Origin of the sequence: uncultured Phascolarctobacterium sp. (assembly GCF_902463975.1) — a bacterium.
Taxonomy (GTDB): Bacteria; Bacillota; Negativicutes; order Acidaminococcales; family Acidaminococcaceae; genus Phascolarctobacterium_A.
The window spans coordinates 122,580-139,558 of the sequence record NZ_CABQHJ010000001.1; the positions used below are offsets into that span (position 1 = coordinate 122,580).

The following is a 16,979-nucleotide window of genomic DNA, read 5'->3' on the forward strand; positions in this document are numbered from 1 at the left end:
CCAGCTTGCTTATTTATCACGTCTGGCACCACGACCACCGCGTTTGGACTCAGTATTACGTTTTAAATCCAGCATACGGTCATCGCTGTCTTTCAGGAATTTAGATAATTTATCCTCAAAAGAAACGGGAGCCATCGGTCTTGCGCTTTGCGGGCGCATACCGCCACGGCGTTCACGATTGTCGCCTTGCGGACGCATACCGTTATTGTTGCTGCGGCGCTCGCGATTATCATTCTGCGGACGCTGCGGTCTTGCCTGCGGAGCCGGCGGCGGTGTAAGCTGTTTAATAGACAAGCCGATTTTGCCGCGGTCATCTACAGATAATACCTTAACCTTAACCTTGTCGTGCTCCTTTAAAAAGTCATGCACGTCTTTTACATAAACATTAGAAACCTCAGAAATGTGAATCAGGCCAACCTTGCCCTCAGGCAGTTGGACAAATGCGCCAAAATTGGTGATGCCTGTAACTTCACCCTCTACAATTGCACCTACTTCAAGTGACATCGAGAAAAAAATCCCCCTTAAAAATTCTTAATACTCTTGTATTATACTCTTTAATTTTTCGTGGTGTCAATAAAAAAAGCAGAACAAAAGCTATCATTTCTTGTTCTGCCTTATTTTTTCTCATCAACTATAAACAGCGGCACCTCGTTTTTACCCACCATGTTGTAATCCTCACGGGCGAGCTTTTCAATGTAACGCGGGTCATCCAACCGTTTACGCTCTGCCTCCAGCTCTGCCTTTTGTTTTTTCAAAGCAGCAATACGTTGCTGTGTGGCAGCCTGCTCATTTTTAATCTGGCAAATAGAATACTCCTGCTTGACAATACCGTACACGCAGGCAACAATCAGCAGCGTCATAAATAACGGGAATGCAATAGATTTATGTCTCACTCGACGTCTGACCATTTCTTAGCCCCCTTAACATTGAAGCTGCATCAGTATTCTGCTGCATATTTTAGAGAAAAGCCCGGCAAAGCTGCCGGGCCCACAGCACTAATACAGCTTATTTTGCGTTAACAGCATCCTTGAAAGCCTTACCAGCTTTGAAAGCAGGTACGGTTGCAGCAGGAATAACAATTTTTTCCTTGGTTGCCGGATTTTTACCTTCACGTTCTTTACGAGCACGTGCTTCAAAAGTACCAAAGCCAACTACCTGTACTTTGTCACCCTTAGCAACTACCTCTTTAACGGTTTCCAGGGTAGCGGTGATAACTTTTTCAACGTCTTTTTTGGTTAAGCCGGCTTTTTCAGCAACAGCAGCGATTAACTCAGTCTTGTTCATCAAAAATTCCTCCTTAATTGTGACTTTAGTTGTTATTGCAAATGCTTGCGGAGCACGTAACTTCGTAACGTAACTCATATTTAACTAGCAATAGTATTCTACACTCTAAAGCGTTTTCCTGCAAGCCTTTTCCGAAAATATTTATAAAACAAGCGAAAAATAGCGTTATTTTAGTAACTTTATTGCAAAATCGCCTTATAAAATCTGCTTGTGTTCTAACTCCTTAGCCTCATCCCAAAATTTATCCAATTCAGCTAAAGTGAAGTCCTGCCAGCCTTTACCGCTGTCCTCTACCTGCTTTTCTACGTAATTGAAACGGGCAGCAAAGCGATTATTTGTGCCATCTAAAGCTACTTCGGGCTCAATACCATAATGACGCGCGTAATTTACCACAGCAAAGAGTACATCGCCCAGCTCGCTCTCGGCAGCAGCCTTGTCGCCTGCTTGTAAGGCTTCCTGCAGCTCGCCCAGCTCTTCCTGTACTTTAGCCCATACAGATGCACTATCCGGCCAGTCAAAGCCAACCTTCGCAGCCTTGCTTTGCAGCTTATAGGCACGCAGCAGCGCCGGCAGTCCTTGCGTTACGCCGTCCAAAACATGCTTGCGCTCCTTTTTCTCCTGCTTTTTGATAGCCTCCCAATTTACCAGCACCTCATCGCTGTTATCAACATGGGTATCGCCGAAAACATGCGGATGACGGCGGATAAGCTTATCTACAACCTCGTCGATAACGTCCTGCAGGTCAAAGCGTCCTGCCTCCTGCGCCATACGTGCATGGAAGACAACCTGCATGAGCACATCGCCCAGCTCCTCACGCATGCCTGCAACATCATCGGCATCTACGGCCTCCAGGTATTCATAAACCTCTTCAATCATATTGCTGCGGATAGATTTATGCGTCTGCTCCCTGTCCCAAGGACAGCCACCAGGCTCGCGCAGGGTGCGCATAACATCAGCCAACGGCTGAATATCAAAATCATCAAAGCCTGCTTCCGGCAAAAAGTCTTCTGCATAGCCTTCTTCTTCGCCTTCGTCAGCAAAATCGTCCTCATCCTCACCAAAAGTGATGATACCGGGAACATCTGCCGCATCTTCAACCTTTTCAAATACAGTATCCTCTGCTCCCTCAGCCAGCGGCGGAACATAAGCGCTCGTAAGATGGTCGATATTAGGCTGTCTGTCCAGTTCGTACAGCTTAATCGGACGGCATTCCTCATCCGGCAGGCCCAGATTACGCAGGAAATAAATTTCATATTCATCAGGCAGTACATCCATCAGCGCAATTTTCAAATCGCTGGCTACCATCTGGCTGTAAACCTGGGTAATCATCAGCGGATGCTGACCGGCACCGGCAATTTCCGCAAAATCCTGCGCATCAATAATCTGCAAACCGGCAATCGGGTCAATACCCAGCTCAACATAAGCCAAGTCCAAAAAGCTCATAGACGGCTTAATAACCAGCTTTACACCCTGCCCCTTGGCAGCAGTACGCATTAAAACAACGGTCTTTTCTGCAACCAGCGGGCTGCCCGGTACAGCGTAAACAACATCGCCGTTCTGTGCTGCTGCCAGCACACGTTCTACGACGCTGTTATAAACCTCCTCAAAGGAAACAGCCTTTTCGTATAAATCGTCACATGAGGTAAATTTTACGTTTTGCTTTTCCAGCTCGGCAACAGTAGGATGCACTGCTGTACGCAGGATAACCTGAGCGCAGTTTTGCAGAAATCCCATTGTCTCCAACGAAAGATGTCCCACAGCACCGGGGCCTAAGCCGACAATTGTAATTGTTCCCATGATAGTACGCCTTCTTTCTTTAATTATTTAAAAAATCGTTTTACTACCGGCAGCTGACGCAGCTCCTGTCTGTTCAGCACGCCTAAAAGTGGCAGCAATATGATATAGCATATTCCGGCAGCCAGCATGGCACTGATTGTTGCTAAAGCAGGCGATGCACCACTAAGCAGCGCATGTACCTCTACGGCAGCAACACCTATCACTGCAGATGCAGTGATGATTTTGCCAATACTCAACCAGGAAAAGCTTATGCGGAAGTGATACAACGCAATAATATTCAAAAGCGCTGTCACGCCAAAGTTTATATTTGTTGCCCACGCTGCACCGGCGATGCCATATTCCGCATTCGTCAGTTGGCAGACAGCTATCAGCTTCGCTACTATGCCAATGAGCATATTCACCATCGGCAGATTAGTATGCCCTACTCCCTGCAGTACACCTGTTGTCACCTGCTGCAGGCCTAAAAGACAAATTGCAGGCGCAGAATGCATAATTGCAACACCGGCCTTTGCCGTACCATACAATAGTTGGCTGATAGGCTGCGCCAGTACCCACATACCTACGGAAGCAGGCACTGTTATCAGGCAGCACAGCTTCATTGCAGTAGCTGCCTTCTGCTCAATAATCTGCCATTTATTCAAAGCAAAGGCTTCGGAAACAGCAGGAACCAGGCTTGTCGCCAGCGACATCGTCGGTATCGTCGCCATCAGCAGCAATGGTTGCGCCATGCCTGCCAGATAACCAAACTGCGCCGTCGCCTGCTCCACACTAAGACCACTGTCAATCAAGCGACCTGGTACCAATAGCACGTCAATACTGCTGGTAACCGGCACAAGGATATTAGCGCAGGATACAGGTAGCGCCAATAGCAGCAGGCGCTTAATCAGCGCGCTGCTGCGCACAAGCTCGCTAGCTGGTGTCTGCAGCTTGCCTGCATCTGCCTGCCATTGCTTGCGATAGTAGCGGTAAAAGCAGCCCATTACTACCAGTCCTGTAAGGCTGCCCGGCACAGCGCCGAAGGCGGCGCCGGCAGCAGCGTATTCCAGACCGTAGGGCAGCAGCACATACGCCAGCACCACCATCGTCACTACGCGGATAAGCTGCTCCACAATCTGTGATACTGCAGGTGGCGTCATCAGCTGATGCCCCTGAAAATAACCACGGAAGCTGGCTAAAATCGTCGCAAAGAATATTGCCGGTGTCAGCGCGATGAGTGAATAGTAGGCACGCGCATCTGTAATCACGCCGGCATCAACCAGCCAGCCTGCAGCCAGCACCAGGCAAAGCGCCAGTACTGCGCCAACGCAGGCCATCAGGCGCAGCGAAACGCGAAAAACCTGACGCACATTAGCATAATCCTTCTGCGCCAGAAAGCCGGCGACAATAATAGAAATTGCCACCGGAATACCAGCCGCAGAAATCGCCAGCAGCAACAGATATACCGGATATGCCATCTGGTAAAGACCGATACCTTCGCCGCCCAACAGACGTGAAAGCAGGATACGGTTCACCGAGCCGATAACCTTCACCATCAAACCTGCCAGCGTCAAAATCATCGCTCCACGCAAAAATTTATCACTGCTCATTTCCTGCTTTCACCTCCTCACATCATTTATCAACTATCAATTTTCCAATACAAGTTTAGGCAAGGTCTGCTCCAGCCAGGCCAGAGGCTCCTTCTTGGACGCCCCTATCCTGTATGTCAGCTGCTGCTCCTGCCCGTTTTTCAAAGCCATCGTCTTCGGATGCTCCATCAGCAGCTTCAGAATAGCCTCTGGATTTACCTGCGCCTTTTCGCTAAACGTCAGACGAATAACACCCTGACGTACATTTACGCCACGGATTTTCAGCACGCGGCACAAGCCCTTAAGCGCTGCCAAACGCCAAAGCATTTCCACCTCCGGCGGCGGATTGCCGAAGCGATCAATAACTTCATCAAGCAAATCATCGCGCTGCGAATATTCCAGCTCGCTGAAACGACGATAAAGCTCCATTTTATAGCGCGGATCTGGAATATAGCTGTCCGGAATATAAGCCTCTGCCTGAATTTCCAGCACCGGCTCCGGTTCCGGCTCAGCTGTCTTGCCATTTTTCAGACGCTCGATTGTTTTTTCCAACATCTCACAATAAGCAGCAAAACCGATACCGGTAATGTGACCATGCTGCTGCGGGCCAAGCAGATTGCCGGCGCCACGGATTTCCAGGTCACGCATAGCAATCTTGAAGCCTGCGCCAAGCTCCGTAAAATCACGGATTGCCTGCAAACGTTTTTCAGCAATTTCACTCAGCGCCTTATTCGGCTGATAAACAAAATAAGCATAAGCCAGACGCGAGCTGCGTCCTACACGGCCACGCATCTGGTACAGCTGCGAAAGGCCAAAGTTATCAGCACCGTCAATAATTATCGTATTTGCCAAGGGTACATCCAGGCCATTTTCCACAATAGTAGTGCACAAAAGCACATCACAGCTGCCTTCGTAGAAGGAAAGCATAGCATCTTCCAATGCGTCCTCGCTCATCTGTCCGTGAGCAATTTTGATGCTGATGCCAGGCACCAGACGGCGCAGCTTGGCAGACAACGATTCCAAAGCACTTACACGGTTGCTGATATAGTAAATCCTGCCACCGCGGCGCAGCTCGCGCTCCAGCGCTTCCTTAATCATGCCGTCATTATATTCGCTGACATACGTTTCCACGGGCAGACGGTCTTCCGGCGGTGATTCAATAACGCTCATATCACGGCCGTTGACCAGCGCCATGTGCAGGGTACGCGGGATAGGCGTCGCTGACAGTGACAGAACATCGATGCCAAGATGCCATTTTTTTATTTTTTCTTTTTGAGCAACACCGAAGCGCTGCTCCTCATCAATAATCAACAGTCCTAAGCTGGGGAAATTCACATCAGGCTGCAGCAGGCGATGTGTGCCGATAAGAATATCAACTTTACCATCGGCAACCTCCTGCAGAACAGTGCGCTGCTCCTTCGGCGTACAAAAACGGTTCAGCAAACGAACCTCTACCCCGAAATTGCGCACGCGCTCCTTGAACGTAAGATAATGCTGCTGTGCCAGCACAGTTGTCGGCGCCAGTACCGCCACCTGCTTGCCATCAAGCACAGCCTTAAAGGCAGCACGCAGTGCCACCTCAGTCTTACCATAACCGACATCACCGCACAGCAAACGCTCCATAGGCTGCGGCTTTTCCATATCAGCTTTGATTTCCGCAATCGCCTTCAGCTGGTCAGGCGTTTCCTCATAGGGAAACGCTGCTTCAAAGTCCTTTTGCAGCTGGCAATCTGGCGAAAAAGCATGGCCGGGCATGATCTGCCGCTGAGCGTACAAACGCAGCAGCTCCTCAGCCAGCTCTGTAATCGCTTTCGCCGCTTTAGCCGTAGTACGCTTCCAATCTGTACCGCCCATTTTGGAAAGACGCGGTACACTGCCTTCACTGCCGACATATTTATGCAGCATGCCAACTTGTTCCACTGGAACATACAGCTTATCATCACCGGCATAGGCCAAAAGCAGATAATCACGGTGGATACCGTCAAGAACAACGTTTTCTACGCCTATATAACGGCCAATGCCATGTACCTTATGAACAACATAATCGCCAGCCTTAATATCTGAAAAATACTGCAGCTGCTGCCCCTGGTTTTTGGTATGCAGACGTTTGCGCTTTTGCATGCCAAAAATATCATTTTCCGTCAGCAGCAGCCATTCTTCATCCCAAAAACGGAAGCCATGATCCAGATCACCATAAGTAACATTGACTACTCCCGGCTCAAAGCTCTTTTGGGCAAAATGTCCCTTCAGCCCATAGTTATGCAGATTATCAGCAAAGCCGCGGGCCTTAACGCTGCTGGAAAGCATAATCAACGGTGTAATTCCCTCTGCCAACCAGCTCTGCAAATCTTCTACCAGCAAGTTGGTATTTTTATTATAGGGAGCTACTGCACGTACAGGTATATTCAACGTCGGCAGCTGCTGTAAATAGCTGTGTCCTAACGCCGATACCAGCATCACTCCATTAACAGCCAATTGTTCTATAATCTCCTGCTTGCCGAAAAGCTCGGCAGAATGCAGCTTATTTTCCTTATCAAGCTTTTCCAGCATGCTGAAAACATGCACCGGCTCATCAACAACCACCAGCGTATCAGCAGCACAGTATTCGAAAATATCAGCATCATAGCTGAAGCTTTCATCCACCTTCAGCGGTGCAATCTTAACGCTGCGGAGAGTCTGCAGACTGCGCTGAGTATCAACATCAAAGCTGCGCATAGCGTCAAGCTCATTGTCAAACCATTCGATGCGTATAGGTGCGCTGGCGTTAATGGGGTACACGTCCAGAATATCGCCGCGTAAGCAGAACTGTCCCAAGGCATCAACCTGCTCCGTACGCTCATAGCCCAAATCAAGCAGCGCAGCAGCTATATTACGCTGTTCGTGCTCCTCGCCCACAGCTAGCTGCAGCGCCTTGCCGGACATACCGCTCGGACGCAGCTGCTTTTGCTGCAGCGCCTCCGCTGTGATAAAGACAATACCGCGCTCCTCGCCGCTCAAAAAGCGTAGTGCGGCAGCACGTCCTGCCTGCAGCTCCAGGCTCTGCGTATCCGCCTGCACACGCGGTAAGCTTACAGGATAAAGCTCCTGCATCGGTAACTCAGGGTACAGATAGTTCAGCTCGCGCCTGTAGGCACGGATTTCTTCGCGTGATGCAGTAATAAAGGCCATACTTCCCTTGCTGCCTGCAAGCTTGTCGATGGCAGCAAAAAAGACCGGCTTGCTGCTTCCAGCCAACCCGGTTAAAATACAGGCCTGTTTTTTCTTTTGATATTCGGCAGCCTGCTGTACTTCCTTAACAGCAGCAACCTTATTGACTAATAAAATTTCCATAGGCAATCTAATTGATAAATAGGGCTGTTACAAACGTAACAGCCCTATAACCGGTTTTAAAATTAAAGCTTAACAGCAAGCACCTTGCGGTCCAGGCTGTGAATAGCATCAACAAAACGTACGGTGCCGGTTTTATAACGGGCAGAAATAGTATGGGTACGTACACCATCGCCGAAGTAACGCAGACCATTCAACATGTTGCAGTTGGTAATAGCGGTAGCAGTAAACATGCAGTCATCGCCTTTTACCAGGTCATCCAGAGTCAGCACCTTATTAACATCGGTGATACCCATTTGCAGGCAACGTTGAGCTTGAGCTTCATCTTCGGGGACCAGACGAGCTTGCATATCGCCGCCCAGGCATTTAACAGCAGCAGCACCCAGAACGCCTTCCGGAGCGCCACCCTTACCAACGTACATATGCACGCCGCTGCCTTCGATACAGCATTCAACAATCGGGTTAACGTCGCCGTCAGTAATCAGGGAGATACGTGCGCCAGCCTTGCGGATTTCGTCCATCAGACCATAATGACGCTCGCGGTCCAGCAGAACTACGTTCAGGTCGCTTACTTTACGGTCCATAGCCTTAGCAACACGTGCCAGGTTTTCGCTAATCGGTGCATTGATATCGATGCAGCCTTTAGCACGGGGGCCGACAGCGATTTTATCCATGTACATATCAGGAGCATGCAGCAGGCAACCACGCGGAGCGATAGCGATAACTGCGATAGCACCGTTTTGTCCTTTAGCAACCAGGTTGGTACCTTCGATCGGGTCAACAGCAATATCAACCTCAGGTCCGCCAGCACCTACTTCTTCGCCGATATACAGCATCGGTGCTTCATCCATTTCGCCTTCGCCGATAACAACGGTACCTTTAATGTTTACGGTATCAAAGGCTGCACGCATAGCGTCAACAGCCAGGCCGTCAGCACCATTCTTATCGCCTCTGCCTACAAGATGACCGCAGGCAATAGCTGCCGCCTCGGTTACACGTACAAATTCCAAAGAAAGCTCTCTGTTCATTCTTCACAACACTCCTTAATATAAATTCAATATGGTAATAGCACTGCTTGCGCAGCACAAGAGAATTAACTCTATGTCCAACCTTTATTATGACACGTTTATTCTGATTAATCAATCTAAATTTTATTTATAGCAGAAGCATCAGGCAAACCTGCCACGGTAAAATGAAGACGATATACAGTAAAAACAGGCTGAATACTACGGTTACGCCCGCGCGAAAGGCATCAACAAGATATACAGCCTCCAGCGACCGCACCAGAAGATACAGCATCCACAGACAGCCGACGAGGAACAAGACGCCTAAAAGCGGTAAGCCGTTTAATCCCATCCTGCCTGCCAGCAAAGCTCCTGGTGTAAGCAAAAGAAACGGCAGCGTCGTATAGCCCAAAAGACAGATGAGTCCTACCGGATCACCAGCCAGCGCACCGAAGGTTTCCATAATGCCATGCAGCAAAAAGCCATAAAGCGCTAAAGCGGTTCCCGCAATCAGCACCGTCGCAATAATAATAGCAAAACGCACCTCCAGCGGCTCCTCCAGCAGCCAGCAGTTCGTCGCTACGCCAAAAAAACTGAAGCTGAGGGTAAAGTAAAAAGCACTGCGCCAAAGAGAAGGCTGCTTAGCAATCGCAGCCATGCCTGCACCAGGCTCAAAAAGTACCTCAAAGGTTTTGCGCCTCATAGCTCATCACCTCGTCATACCGCCAGCCGGAGCACTGCCTTGCTGCAGGCTACCAGTCAGCTGGTTCACAAGCTCCGCTTTAATCAGCTCCGCAATATGAGCGCTGAGCAGAAACTCCCACGGCTGCTGTTTTTCCTTAGCCTTCACCGGCGGCAAGCCGTCGGCCCCCGGCTTAATCTTGCCCAATTCACCCGCTGCGGCAATCGCATCGTAATAATCACCGATTTCATCTACCAGGCCCAGATTCTTAGCCTGCAGACCGGTATAAACACGGCCGTCAGCCAAGGATTTTACCTTGCTTTCTTCCATCTTGCGTCCTACGGCAACAGTTGTCACGAACTGCTCGTAGATTTCGTTGACGATGTTCTGCAAAATAGCCTGCTCCTCCGGTGTCATCGGTCTGTCACTGCTCATAATATCCTTATAGGGCCCGCTTTTAATCTTATTGCTGGTGATGCCTATTTTCTTGAACAGCTCCTCCGTATTCATGTACGGCATATACACACCGATACTGCCGGTAAGCGTTGTAGCGTTGGCATAAACCTTATCGCTGGCGCAGGCTGCAATCCAATAAGCAGCACTCGCACCGGTATTGCCCATAGTTGCAACTATCGGCTTTTTGGTTTTCTCCTTAAAGCGCTTCAGTTCACGTCCAACCTCTTCAGCAGCCGTAGCACTGCCGCCGCCGCTATCAATACGCAGCACCAAAGCCTTGACGCTGTCATCAGCAGATGCCTCGCGAATCTGCTTCATAATGCTGCCGCTCGTTACACCGTTAGTCTGACTGAAGATATTGTCCTTGCTGTCAGCACCGCTGATAATGGTACCGGAAATATTAATTACGGCCACGCGGTCAGGCACAGTAACGGATTTCTCATTGTTGTTATTGCCCTTGAGCAATGAAACAACAAAGCTCAGCACAGCCAAAAGCAGCACTGCGCTGATAAAAATTTTCTTAAGCATTTAGTCACTCTCCTCCCTAATAAACTTATCGTCTGACACAAGCAAAAACTCCCCTCAGGCGAATGACTTACGGCAATTGCGCCTAAGGTGCCAAAGGGGAGTATTCTTATTTTGTCACAGCTGAGGCCAAAGCAGCATAGCGACTTCACCTAGAGAAAAGCTGAAGCACCTGACATTTTAAGCTCAACCTTTATTGATGGTGCTTTACAGCTGCACCTACAAAATCTCTGAACAACGGATGTGGATTTGTCGGACGTGATTTGAATTCCGGATGGAACTGCGCACCGAGAAACCAGGGATGCTCGCTCTCAGGCAATTCCACAATCTCTACCAGGCGGCCATTAGGCAGTGTGCCGCCAAGAACTAAGCCCTTGTCCACAATTTTCTCACGGAAAGCATTGTTGAACTCATAACGATGACGATGACGTTCATAAATCAGCTCTGCATTGTAAGCCTTGCTGGTCAAAGTATCAGGATAAACCTTACACGGATACAGGCCAAGACGCATTGTACCGCCCAAATCCTCAACATCAATCTGTTCCGGCATCAAATCGATAACAGGATGCGCACTGTTCGGATTGAACTCCGAGCTGTTGGCATCAGCCATACCGCAAACGTGACGCGCAAATTCAATTACTGCACACTGCATGCCCAGGCAGATACCGAAGAACGGGATTTTATGCTCACGTGCATATTGAATAGCTTTAATCTTGCCTTCGATACCACGGTTGCCGAAGCCGCCAGGTACCAGAATGCCGTCAACGCCGGCCATCACCTTATCCATATCCGTATCATCTGCTTCAATTTCTTCAGCATTCACCCAATGGATATCAAGTTCAGCTTCATTGGCAACTGCTGCATGACGCAAAGATTCGGTAATAGAAATATAGGCATCCTGCAAAGCAACATATTTGCCGACTACCGCAATAGTTACCTTCTTGTCATATTTTTTCAGGATACGGGCCACCATATCATGCCAGCCCTGCATATCCTTCGGCTTATCCTCCATTGCCAGCTTGCGCAAAACAATAGTATCAAGTCCCTGCTCCTCCATGAGCATCGGTACTTCGTAAATGCTTCTTGCGGTAAGGTTTTGGATAACTGCGTCCGGATCAACGTCGCAGAACATAGCCATTTTTTCGCGCATTTCCTTGGAAATAGGCTTTTCACTGCGGCAAACGATAATATCAGGAGAAATACCGATGCTGCGCAGCTCTTTGACACTGTGCTGAGTCGGTTTGGTTTTCAGCTCACCTGCTGCAGAAATATACGGTACCAGCGTAACGTGAATATAAAGCACATCGTTCTTGCCGACATCCTTTTTTACCTGACGGATGGCTTCCAAAAACGGCAGGCTTTCAATATCACCTACAGTACCGCCGATTTCCGTAATAACAAAATCAGCATTATCCTGCTGGCCGACGCGGAAAACGCGCTCCTTGATTTCATTCGTAATATGCGGAATAACCTGTACAGTACCGCCAAGATAATCGCCACGGCGTTCTTTATTTATTACACTCTGGTAAATCTTGCCTGTGGTCGTATTGGAGTTTTTGGACAGGTTGATATCAATAAAGCGTTCGTAATGTCCCAGGTCAAGGTCAGTTTCCGCACCATCATCAGTTACAAAAACCTCGCCATGCTGATACGGGCTCATTGTGCCCGGGTCAATATTGATATACGGGTCGAACTTCTGGATAGTAACCCTATAGCCGCGGCTTTTCAGCAAACGTCCCAAAGACGCAGCAGTGATGCCCTTGCCCAAAGAAGAAACAACGCCGCCTGTCACAAAAATGTACTTGGTATTAGTAGTCATGATTTTTAACCCCCTCAGATTTCATAAAATGCTACAACGCAATAAAAATATTAAATTGTATCTAAACTCACTGCAGGCGGCAAAGCCTCAAGGACTCTGCCACCTGCAAAAGAATTTCTTAAATTACATTCTTTCCGGAGCAGAAACGCCCAGAATACCTAAAGCATGACGGATGGTGTGACCAACTGCCTTCACCAAAGCAATACGGGCTTGTTGTAAGTCTGTATCTACGCCCAGAATACGGCATTGGTTATAGAAGGAGTGGAACAGAGTTGCCAGCTCGTAGGTATAGGTTGCCACATGATGTACAGCGCGTTCGCGGGCTGCACGGGCAAGCAGTTCCGGATATTCGCCCAGCTTTTTAACCAGCGCCAGCTCTTCGGGAGCCTGCAAAGTATCCAGCTTCAGCTCGTCTAAAGCTACAGCCTCAATGCCTGCTTCGGCAAGCTGACGGGCAATGCTGCAGATACGTGCATGCGCATATTGGATATAATAAACCGGGTTCTCATTGGATTTTTCGGTAGCCAGAGTCATATCAAAATCCAGCTGGCTGTCTAAGGAGCGCATGCAGAAGAAGTAACGCGCTGCATCAACGCCAACCTCATCCATCAGCTCGCGCAGAGTGATGGTTTCGCCGGTACGCTTGGAAAGCTTAACGATATCGCCGTTGCGGTACAGACGTACCATTTGCAGCAGCAGCACCTCCAGCTTATCAGCCTCAAAGCCCAAAGCACTTACAGCAGCCTTCACGCGGGCAATATAACCATGGTGGTCAGCGCCCCACAGGTTGATGATGCGGTCGAAGCCACGCTCGAATTTGTTGCGGTGATAAGCGATATCGGCAGCAAAGTAGGTGGACACGCCGTTGTCACGGATAACAACGCGGTCCTTGTCATCGCCGTAAGCGGTGGAATTAAACCATTTTGCGCCGTCCTTTTCATAAACGCAGCCTTTTTCCTCAAGGAATTTGCAAGCATCACGGATTTTATCGGCATCATGCAGGGATTGCTCGCTGAACCATACATCGAAGGTTACGCCAAAAGCTTCCAGATCTTCTTTCAGGCCTGCCAGCTTTTCTTTATAAGCGATTTCCAGGAATTTAGCCAGACGCTCTTTTTCCTCTAAAGCAACAAATTCCTTGCCATAGATACGGATAATGCGCTGAGCGGTTTCAATTATATCATAGCCATGGTAGCCGTTTTCCGGGAAAGGAATGCCGGTCGGCATTTCGTCCAGCTGCTTAACGGTCAGGTCAGCAGGAACGCCGCCCATTTCCTCCAGCTTCAGCAGCTGCAGGTAACGTGCATTAACGGAGTTTGCCAGATTGTTCATCTGGTTGCCGGCGTCATTGATATAATATTCGCTTTCAACATCATAGCCTGCAGCACGCAGCAGGTTAACCATAGCACTGCCGACTGCGGCGCCGCGGGCATGGCCTACATGCAGCGGGCCAGTTGGATTAGCACTTACATATTCAACCTGAACGCGGCCCAAGCCGTTAGCAGGCAGATTGCCGTAGTTTTCACCGGCAGCCAGAATGCCTGCCAGCAAATCAGCAGTCCAATTCTGTTTCAGATAGAAATTGATGAAGCCGGGGCCGGCAATTTCCATTTTATCTACGGAAGCACAGTCCAGATTATCTACAACAGCCTGTGCAATCTGACGCGGTGCGCAATGCAGGCTGCGGGCAGACTGCATTGCAAAGTTAGTTGCAAAATCGCCGAATTCCTTTTGCGGCGGAACCTCCAGCATAACCTCGGGCAAAGTACCCGGTTTCAAAGTGCCATTATCGATAGCTTTTTGCGCTGCATCTTTAATAGCAGCGGCTAATAAATCCTTTATATCCAAAGCAAAATCTCTCCTTCTCTTTCTTTATTGCTTATTTTGTTTCGTAAATAGGGTCATTAGTCAGTTCAACGCCCAGCTTTTTGAATACCTTGAAATCGCCCTCTGTCAGCATAACGGTAGAATGTGCCTGACAGCCCTTCAGCTCCGGCAGCTTTTCCAGCGCCAGCTTAGCCAGACTGTCCGTTGCAGCACACATAGAAAGCGCTATCAGCACCTCATCCATATGCAGACGCGGATTGCTGCTGCCAAGGTAGCGCGTCTTCAGATTCTGAATCGGGTTGATATAGGTCGGTGAAATAAGGTGCATTTCATCCGCAATACCACCCAATTCCTTAATAGCGTTCAACAATACGGCACTGGCAGGTCCCAGCAAATCCGTAGTTTTGCCGGTAACGATTCTGCCATCGGCAAGCTCCAGCGCAATAACAGCGCACTTGCGTTCTTCCGCAACCTCTTTGGCAACGGTCACCACGCGGCGGTCATTAACGCTGACCTTAGCCTGCTTCATCAGCAGCTCCAGCGTATAAACCTCCTGCTTGCTAGCCTCATCCAATGCCAAACGGTTCAGGGACTGATAATAGCGGCGGATAATTTCCTGACGGGAAGCCTCACAGCAGACCTCATCATCACAGATGCAGTTGCCTGCCATATTAACACCCATATCAGTAGGCGATTTGTACGGGCAATAGCCGTAAATACCTTCAAAGATTGCTGCAAGTACGGGATAAATTTCAACGTCACGGTTATAATTTACCGTGGTTACGCCATAAGCCTCCAAATGGAAGGGGTCAATCATATTAACATCCTGCAGATCCGCCGTAGCAGCCTCATAAGCCATGTTTACAGGATGCTTCAAAGGCAGATTCCAGATGGGGAAGGTTTCGAATTTAGCATAACCGGCCTTAATGCCGCGTTTGTTTTCATGATACAGCTGTGACAGACAGGTAGCCATCTTGCCGCTGCCGGGACCGGGAGCAGTTACAACTACCAGCGGACGTGTAGTTTCTACATAATCGTTCTGGCCATAGCCTTCATCGCTGACAATATGCTCCACATTATGCGGATAGCCTTCAATCGGATAATGGTAATAAACCTTGATATCCAGAGCTTCCAGCTTATTCTTGAAGTTTTCGATGGATTTCTGCCCCTTATATTGCGTAATAACAACGCTGCTGACATAAAGTCCTTTAGAGCGGTAAACCTTTACCAGACGCAGTACGTCCAGATCGTAGGTCAGACCTAAATCGTGACGCACCTTGTTATTTTCGATATCATCGGCATTGATGGAAATAATCATCTCTGCCTGATCCGCCAGCTGCAGAAGCATCTGCAGCTTACTGTCCGGAGCAAAGCCCGGCAGTACGCGGGAAGCATGGTAATCATCGAACAGCTTGCCGCCGAATTCCAGATAAAGCTTATCGCCGAATTTACTGATGCGCTCTCTGATATGCTCAGATTGCATGGTCAAATATTTTTGATTATCAAAGCCTATTTTCATATTAAATTTCCTCAACCTCAATTAAAATCTTCATCTCGCCATAAGGCTTATCATCATGATACAAGGTATATTCCATTTCCAGCTGCCACATACCGTTACGGAAATGGGTATATACATAACTGGTTTCCGTCGTCAGAGGAATTTTCATATAAGGTGTCTGATAAAGGCTTTTATCTACATATCCACGGCGGAATTCCTGTCTGTGATCTACGCTGCCGCTACGCATGACTATAACGTGCTCATCGTCCCATTTCAGCGTTGTCTTGGTGTTATCAAGACCAGATTGTTCATCTTCCTGGTAGATTACGTAGTATTTGCCGCCTTTTTCCGTCATCATACCCGTATACTTTTGTTCAGAAGCCTGAGCCTCACTACCCTCATCCTTCGTTGTACTCAAAATACGAATTTTTACCGGCTGCATAGTACGTGCCTCCATAAACAAGATAGAGCCTGCACCGTTTCGCCACACCATTATGATCGAAAGGTCGCAAGCCCTACAAGATTTTTGTCAATCTAATGCCATTAAACTTTTCTGCACTAAAAGACCTCTTATATTCTTCAATATTATATAACAGCTATAAAGCACAGTCAAGAAATAGCATAAGGAAGTGCGCCATTTCCCCTAGCAACAGATCTAAAAATTCAACCAAAAACGACAGAGTATACTGCCATAGTATAGCTCTGTCGTCAGTTTTTATCTGAAATTTTATTTTTTAGCTTCTTCCTTAGCTGCTTCTTTTTGTTGCGGGAGCATTACACTGAAATCATGCAACAAAGGTTTCTCGCCGTTCAGCTTAAAGAGATATACAAAGCGGGCAGCAGGTTTTTTCTCTGCAACAACCTGATACAGCAGCACGTCTGCACCATTGTGTTTTTCAACAACAAGCAGTTGATTGGTAGTCAGCTTACCAAAATCCTTAGCCAGCTGTGCCTGCAGGTTAGTATAAGCCTTTTCATCCCAGTTCTTTTGCATATCCTCTGTCATCATAGAGGTAATGGCCTTATAATTGCCGCCACTGATAAACTTAGCTGCAATTGCTTCCTCGGAGTCCAGCACCTTGCCGTTGGATGCGCTGCAAACTGCGCTGACAGCCAGCATCATAACCATTGTAACCAGCATTAATATTTTTTTCATGGAAATCTCTCCTCCCATATGCTTAATATGTGTTTAATT

The 16,979-nt window shown here is 48.4% G+C and carries 14 protein-coding genes; all 14 read right to left on the bottom strand.

Going from position 1 to position 16,979, the window contains the following annotated elements; all coding sequences use genetic code 11:
- Positions 1 to 9 precede the first annotated feature (9 nt).
- Positions 10 to 504, bottom strand: a complete 495-nt coding sequence (locus RDW05_RS00560; protein WP_293830068.1) for a S1 domain-containing RNA-binding protein — start codon at positions 502 to 504, stop codon at positions 10 to 12.
- Positions 505 to 614: 110 nt separating this feature from the next.
- Entirely contained in the window at positions 615 to 860 is a 246-nt protein-coding gene (locus RDW05_RS00565) for a septum formation initiator family protein (protein ID WP_307977455.1), read from the bottom strand.
- A 145-nt stretch (positions 861 to 1,005) separates the two neighbouring features.
- Entirely contained in the window at positions 1,006 to 1,284 is a 279-nt protein-coding gene (locus RDW05_RS00570) for an HU family DNA-binding protein (RefSeq protein WP_293724013.1), read from the bottom strand.
- A 195-nt stretch (positions 1,285 to 1,479) separates the two neighbouring features.
- Positions 1,480 to 3,081, bottom strand: coding sequence for a nucleoside triphosphate pyrophosphohydrolase (gene mazG, locus RDW05_RS00575; protein WP_307977456.1), 1,602 nt, complete (start codon positions 3,079 to 3,081; stop codon positions 1,480 to 1,482).
- A 23-nt stretch (positions 3,082 to 3,104) separates the two neighbouring features.
- The gene (locus RDW05_RS00580) at positions 3,105 to 4,667 is read right to left on the bottom strand and encodes a polysaccharide biosynthesis protein (RefSeq protein ID WP_307977457.1); all 1,563 of its coding nucleotides are present in this window, start codon (positions 4,665 to 4,667) and stop codon (positions 3,105 to 3,107) included.
- Positions 4,668 to 4,703: 36 nt separating this feature from the next.
- Positions 4,704 to 7,976: a transcription-repair coupling factor gene (mfd, locus tag RDW05_RS00585; protein WP_307977458.1), complete on the bottom strand. Its 3,273-nt coding sequence runs from the start codon at positions 7,974 to 7,976 to the stop codon at positions 4,704 to 4,706.
- Positions 7,977 to 8,038: 62 nt separating this feature from the next.
- Positions 8,039 to 9,001: a class II fructose-bisphosphatase gene (gene glpX / locus RDW05_RS00590; RefSeq protein WP_293724021.1), complete on the bottom strand. Its 963-nt coding sequence runs from the start codon at positions 8,999 to 9,001 to the stop codon at positions 8,039 to 8,041.
- Between the two features lie 127 nt (positions 9,002 to 9,128).
- Positions 9,129 to 9,680 (bottom strand): YIP1 family protein, encoded by a 552-nt coding sequence (locus tag RDW05_RS00595; protein ID WP_293830377.1) that lies wholly within the window; start codon positions 9,678 to 9,680, stop codon positions 9,129 to 9,131.
- Between the two features lie 6 nt (positions 9,681 to 9,686).
- Positions 9,687 to 10,643 carry a signal peptide peptidase SppA gene (gene sppA / locus RDW05_RS00600; protein ID WP_307977459.1) on the bottom strand — a complete coding sequence of 319 codons (957 nt, stop codon included), beginning with the start codon at positions 10,641 to 10,643 and terminating at the stop codon, positions 9,687 to 9,689.
- Between the two features lie 190 nt (positions 10,644 to 10,833).
- Entirely contained in the window at positions 10,834 to 12,459 is a 1,626-nt protein-coding gene (locus tag RDW05_RS00605) for a CTP synthase (protein ID WP_307977460.1), read from the bottom strand.
- Positions 12,460 to 12,582: 123 nt separating this feature from the next.
- Entirely contained in the window at positions 12,583 to 14,307 is a 1,725-nt protein-coding gene (gene argS, locus RDW05_RS00610) for an arginine--tRNA ligase (protein ID WP_307977461.1), read from the bottom strand.
- Positions 14,308 to 14,338: 31 nt separating this feature from the next.
- Complete coding sequence (locus tag RDW05_RS00615; protein WP_307977462.1) at positions 14,339 to 15,805, bottom strand: DUF1846 domain-containing protein; 1,467 nt, start codon at positions 15,803 to 15,805, stop codon at positions 14,339 to 14,341.
- Position 15,806: 1 nt separating this feature from the next.
- A complete protein-coding gene (locus RDW05_RS00620) occupies positions 15,807 to 16,277 on the bottom strand; it encodes a DUF1934 domain-containing protein (RefSeq protein ID WP_307977463.1) in 471 nt (156 codons plus the stop codon).
- A 234-nt stretch (positions 16,278 to 16,511) separates the two neighbouring features.
- On the bottom strand, positions 16,512 to 16,940 hold the full coding sequence (locus RDW05_RS00625) for a hypothetical protein (RefSeq protein WP_304237495.1): 429 nt from the start codon (positions 16,938 to 16,940) through the stop codon (positions 16,512 to 16,514).
- Positions 16,941 to 16,979 lie beyond the last annotated feature (39 nt).

Bases quoted from the DNA above. Each gene is read 5' to 3' on its own strand.
- RDW05_RS00560 (WP_293830068.1), bottom strand. From the start codon at position 504: ATGTCACTTGAAGTAGGTGCAATTGTAGAGGGTGAAGTTACAGGCATC.
- RDW05_RS00625 (WP_304237495.1), bottom strand. From the start codon at position 16,940: ATGAAAAAAATATTAATGCTGGTTACAATGGTTATGATGCTGGCTGTC.
- RDW05_RS00595 (WP_293830377.1), bottom strand. From the start codon at position 9,680: ATGAGGCGCAAAACCTTTGAGGTACTTTTTGAGCCTGGTGCAGGCATG.
- RDW05_RS00615 (WP_307977462.1), bottom strand. From the start codon at position 15,805: ATGAAAATAGGCTTTGATAATCAAAAATATTTGACCATGCAATCTGAG.
- RDW05_RS00570 (WP_293724013.1), bottom strand. From the start codon at position 1,284: ATGAACAAGACTGAGTTAATCGCTGCTGTTGCTGAAAAAGCCGGCTTA.
- glpX (WP_293724021.1), bottom strand. From the start codon at position 9,001: ATGAACAGAGAGCTTTCTTTGGAATTTGTACGTGTAACCGAGGCGGCA.
- RDW05_RS00565 (WP_307977455.1), bottom strand. From the start codon at position 860: ATGACGCTGCTGATTGTTGCCTGCGTGTACGGTATTGTCAAGCAGGAG.
- sppA (WP_307977459.1), bottom strand. From the start codon at position 10,643: ATGCTTAAGAAAATTTTTATCAGCGCAGTGCTGCTTTTGGCTGTGCTG.
- mfd (WP_307977458.1), bottom strand. From the start codon at position 7,976: ATGGAAATTTTATTAGTCAATAAGGTTGCTGCTGTTAAGGAAGTACAG.
- RDW05_RS00580 (WP_307977457.1), bottom strand. From the start codon at position 4,667: ATGAGCAGTGATAAATTTTTGCGTGGAGCGATGATTTTGACGCTGGCA.
- RDW05_RS00620 (WP_307977463.1), bottom strand. From the start codon at position 16,277: ATGGTGTGGCGAAACGGTGCAGGCTCTATCTTGTTTATGGAGGCACGT.
- mazG (WP_307977456.1), bottom strand. From the start codon at position 3,081: ATGGGAACAATTACAATTGTCGGCTTAGGCCCCGGTGCTGTGGGACAT.
- RDW05_RS00605 (WP_307977460.1), bottom strand. From the start codon at position 12,459: ATGACTACTAATACCAAGTACATTTTTGTGACAGGCGGCGTTGTTTCT.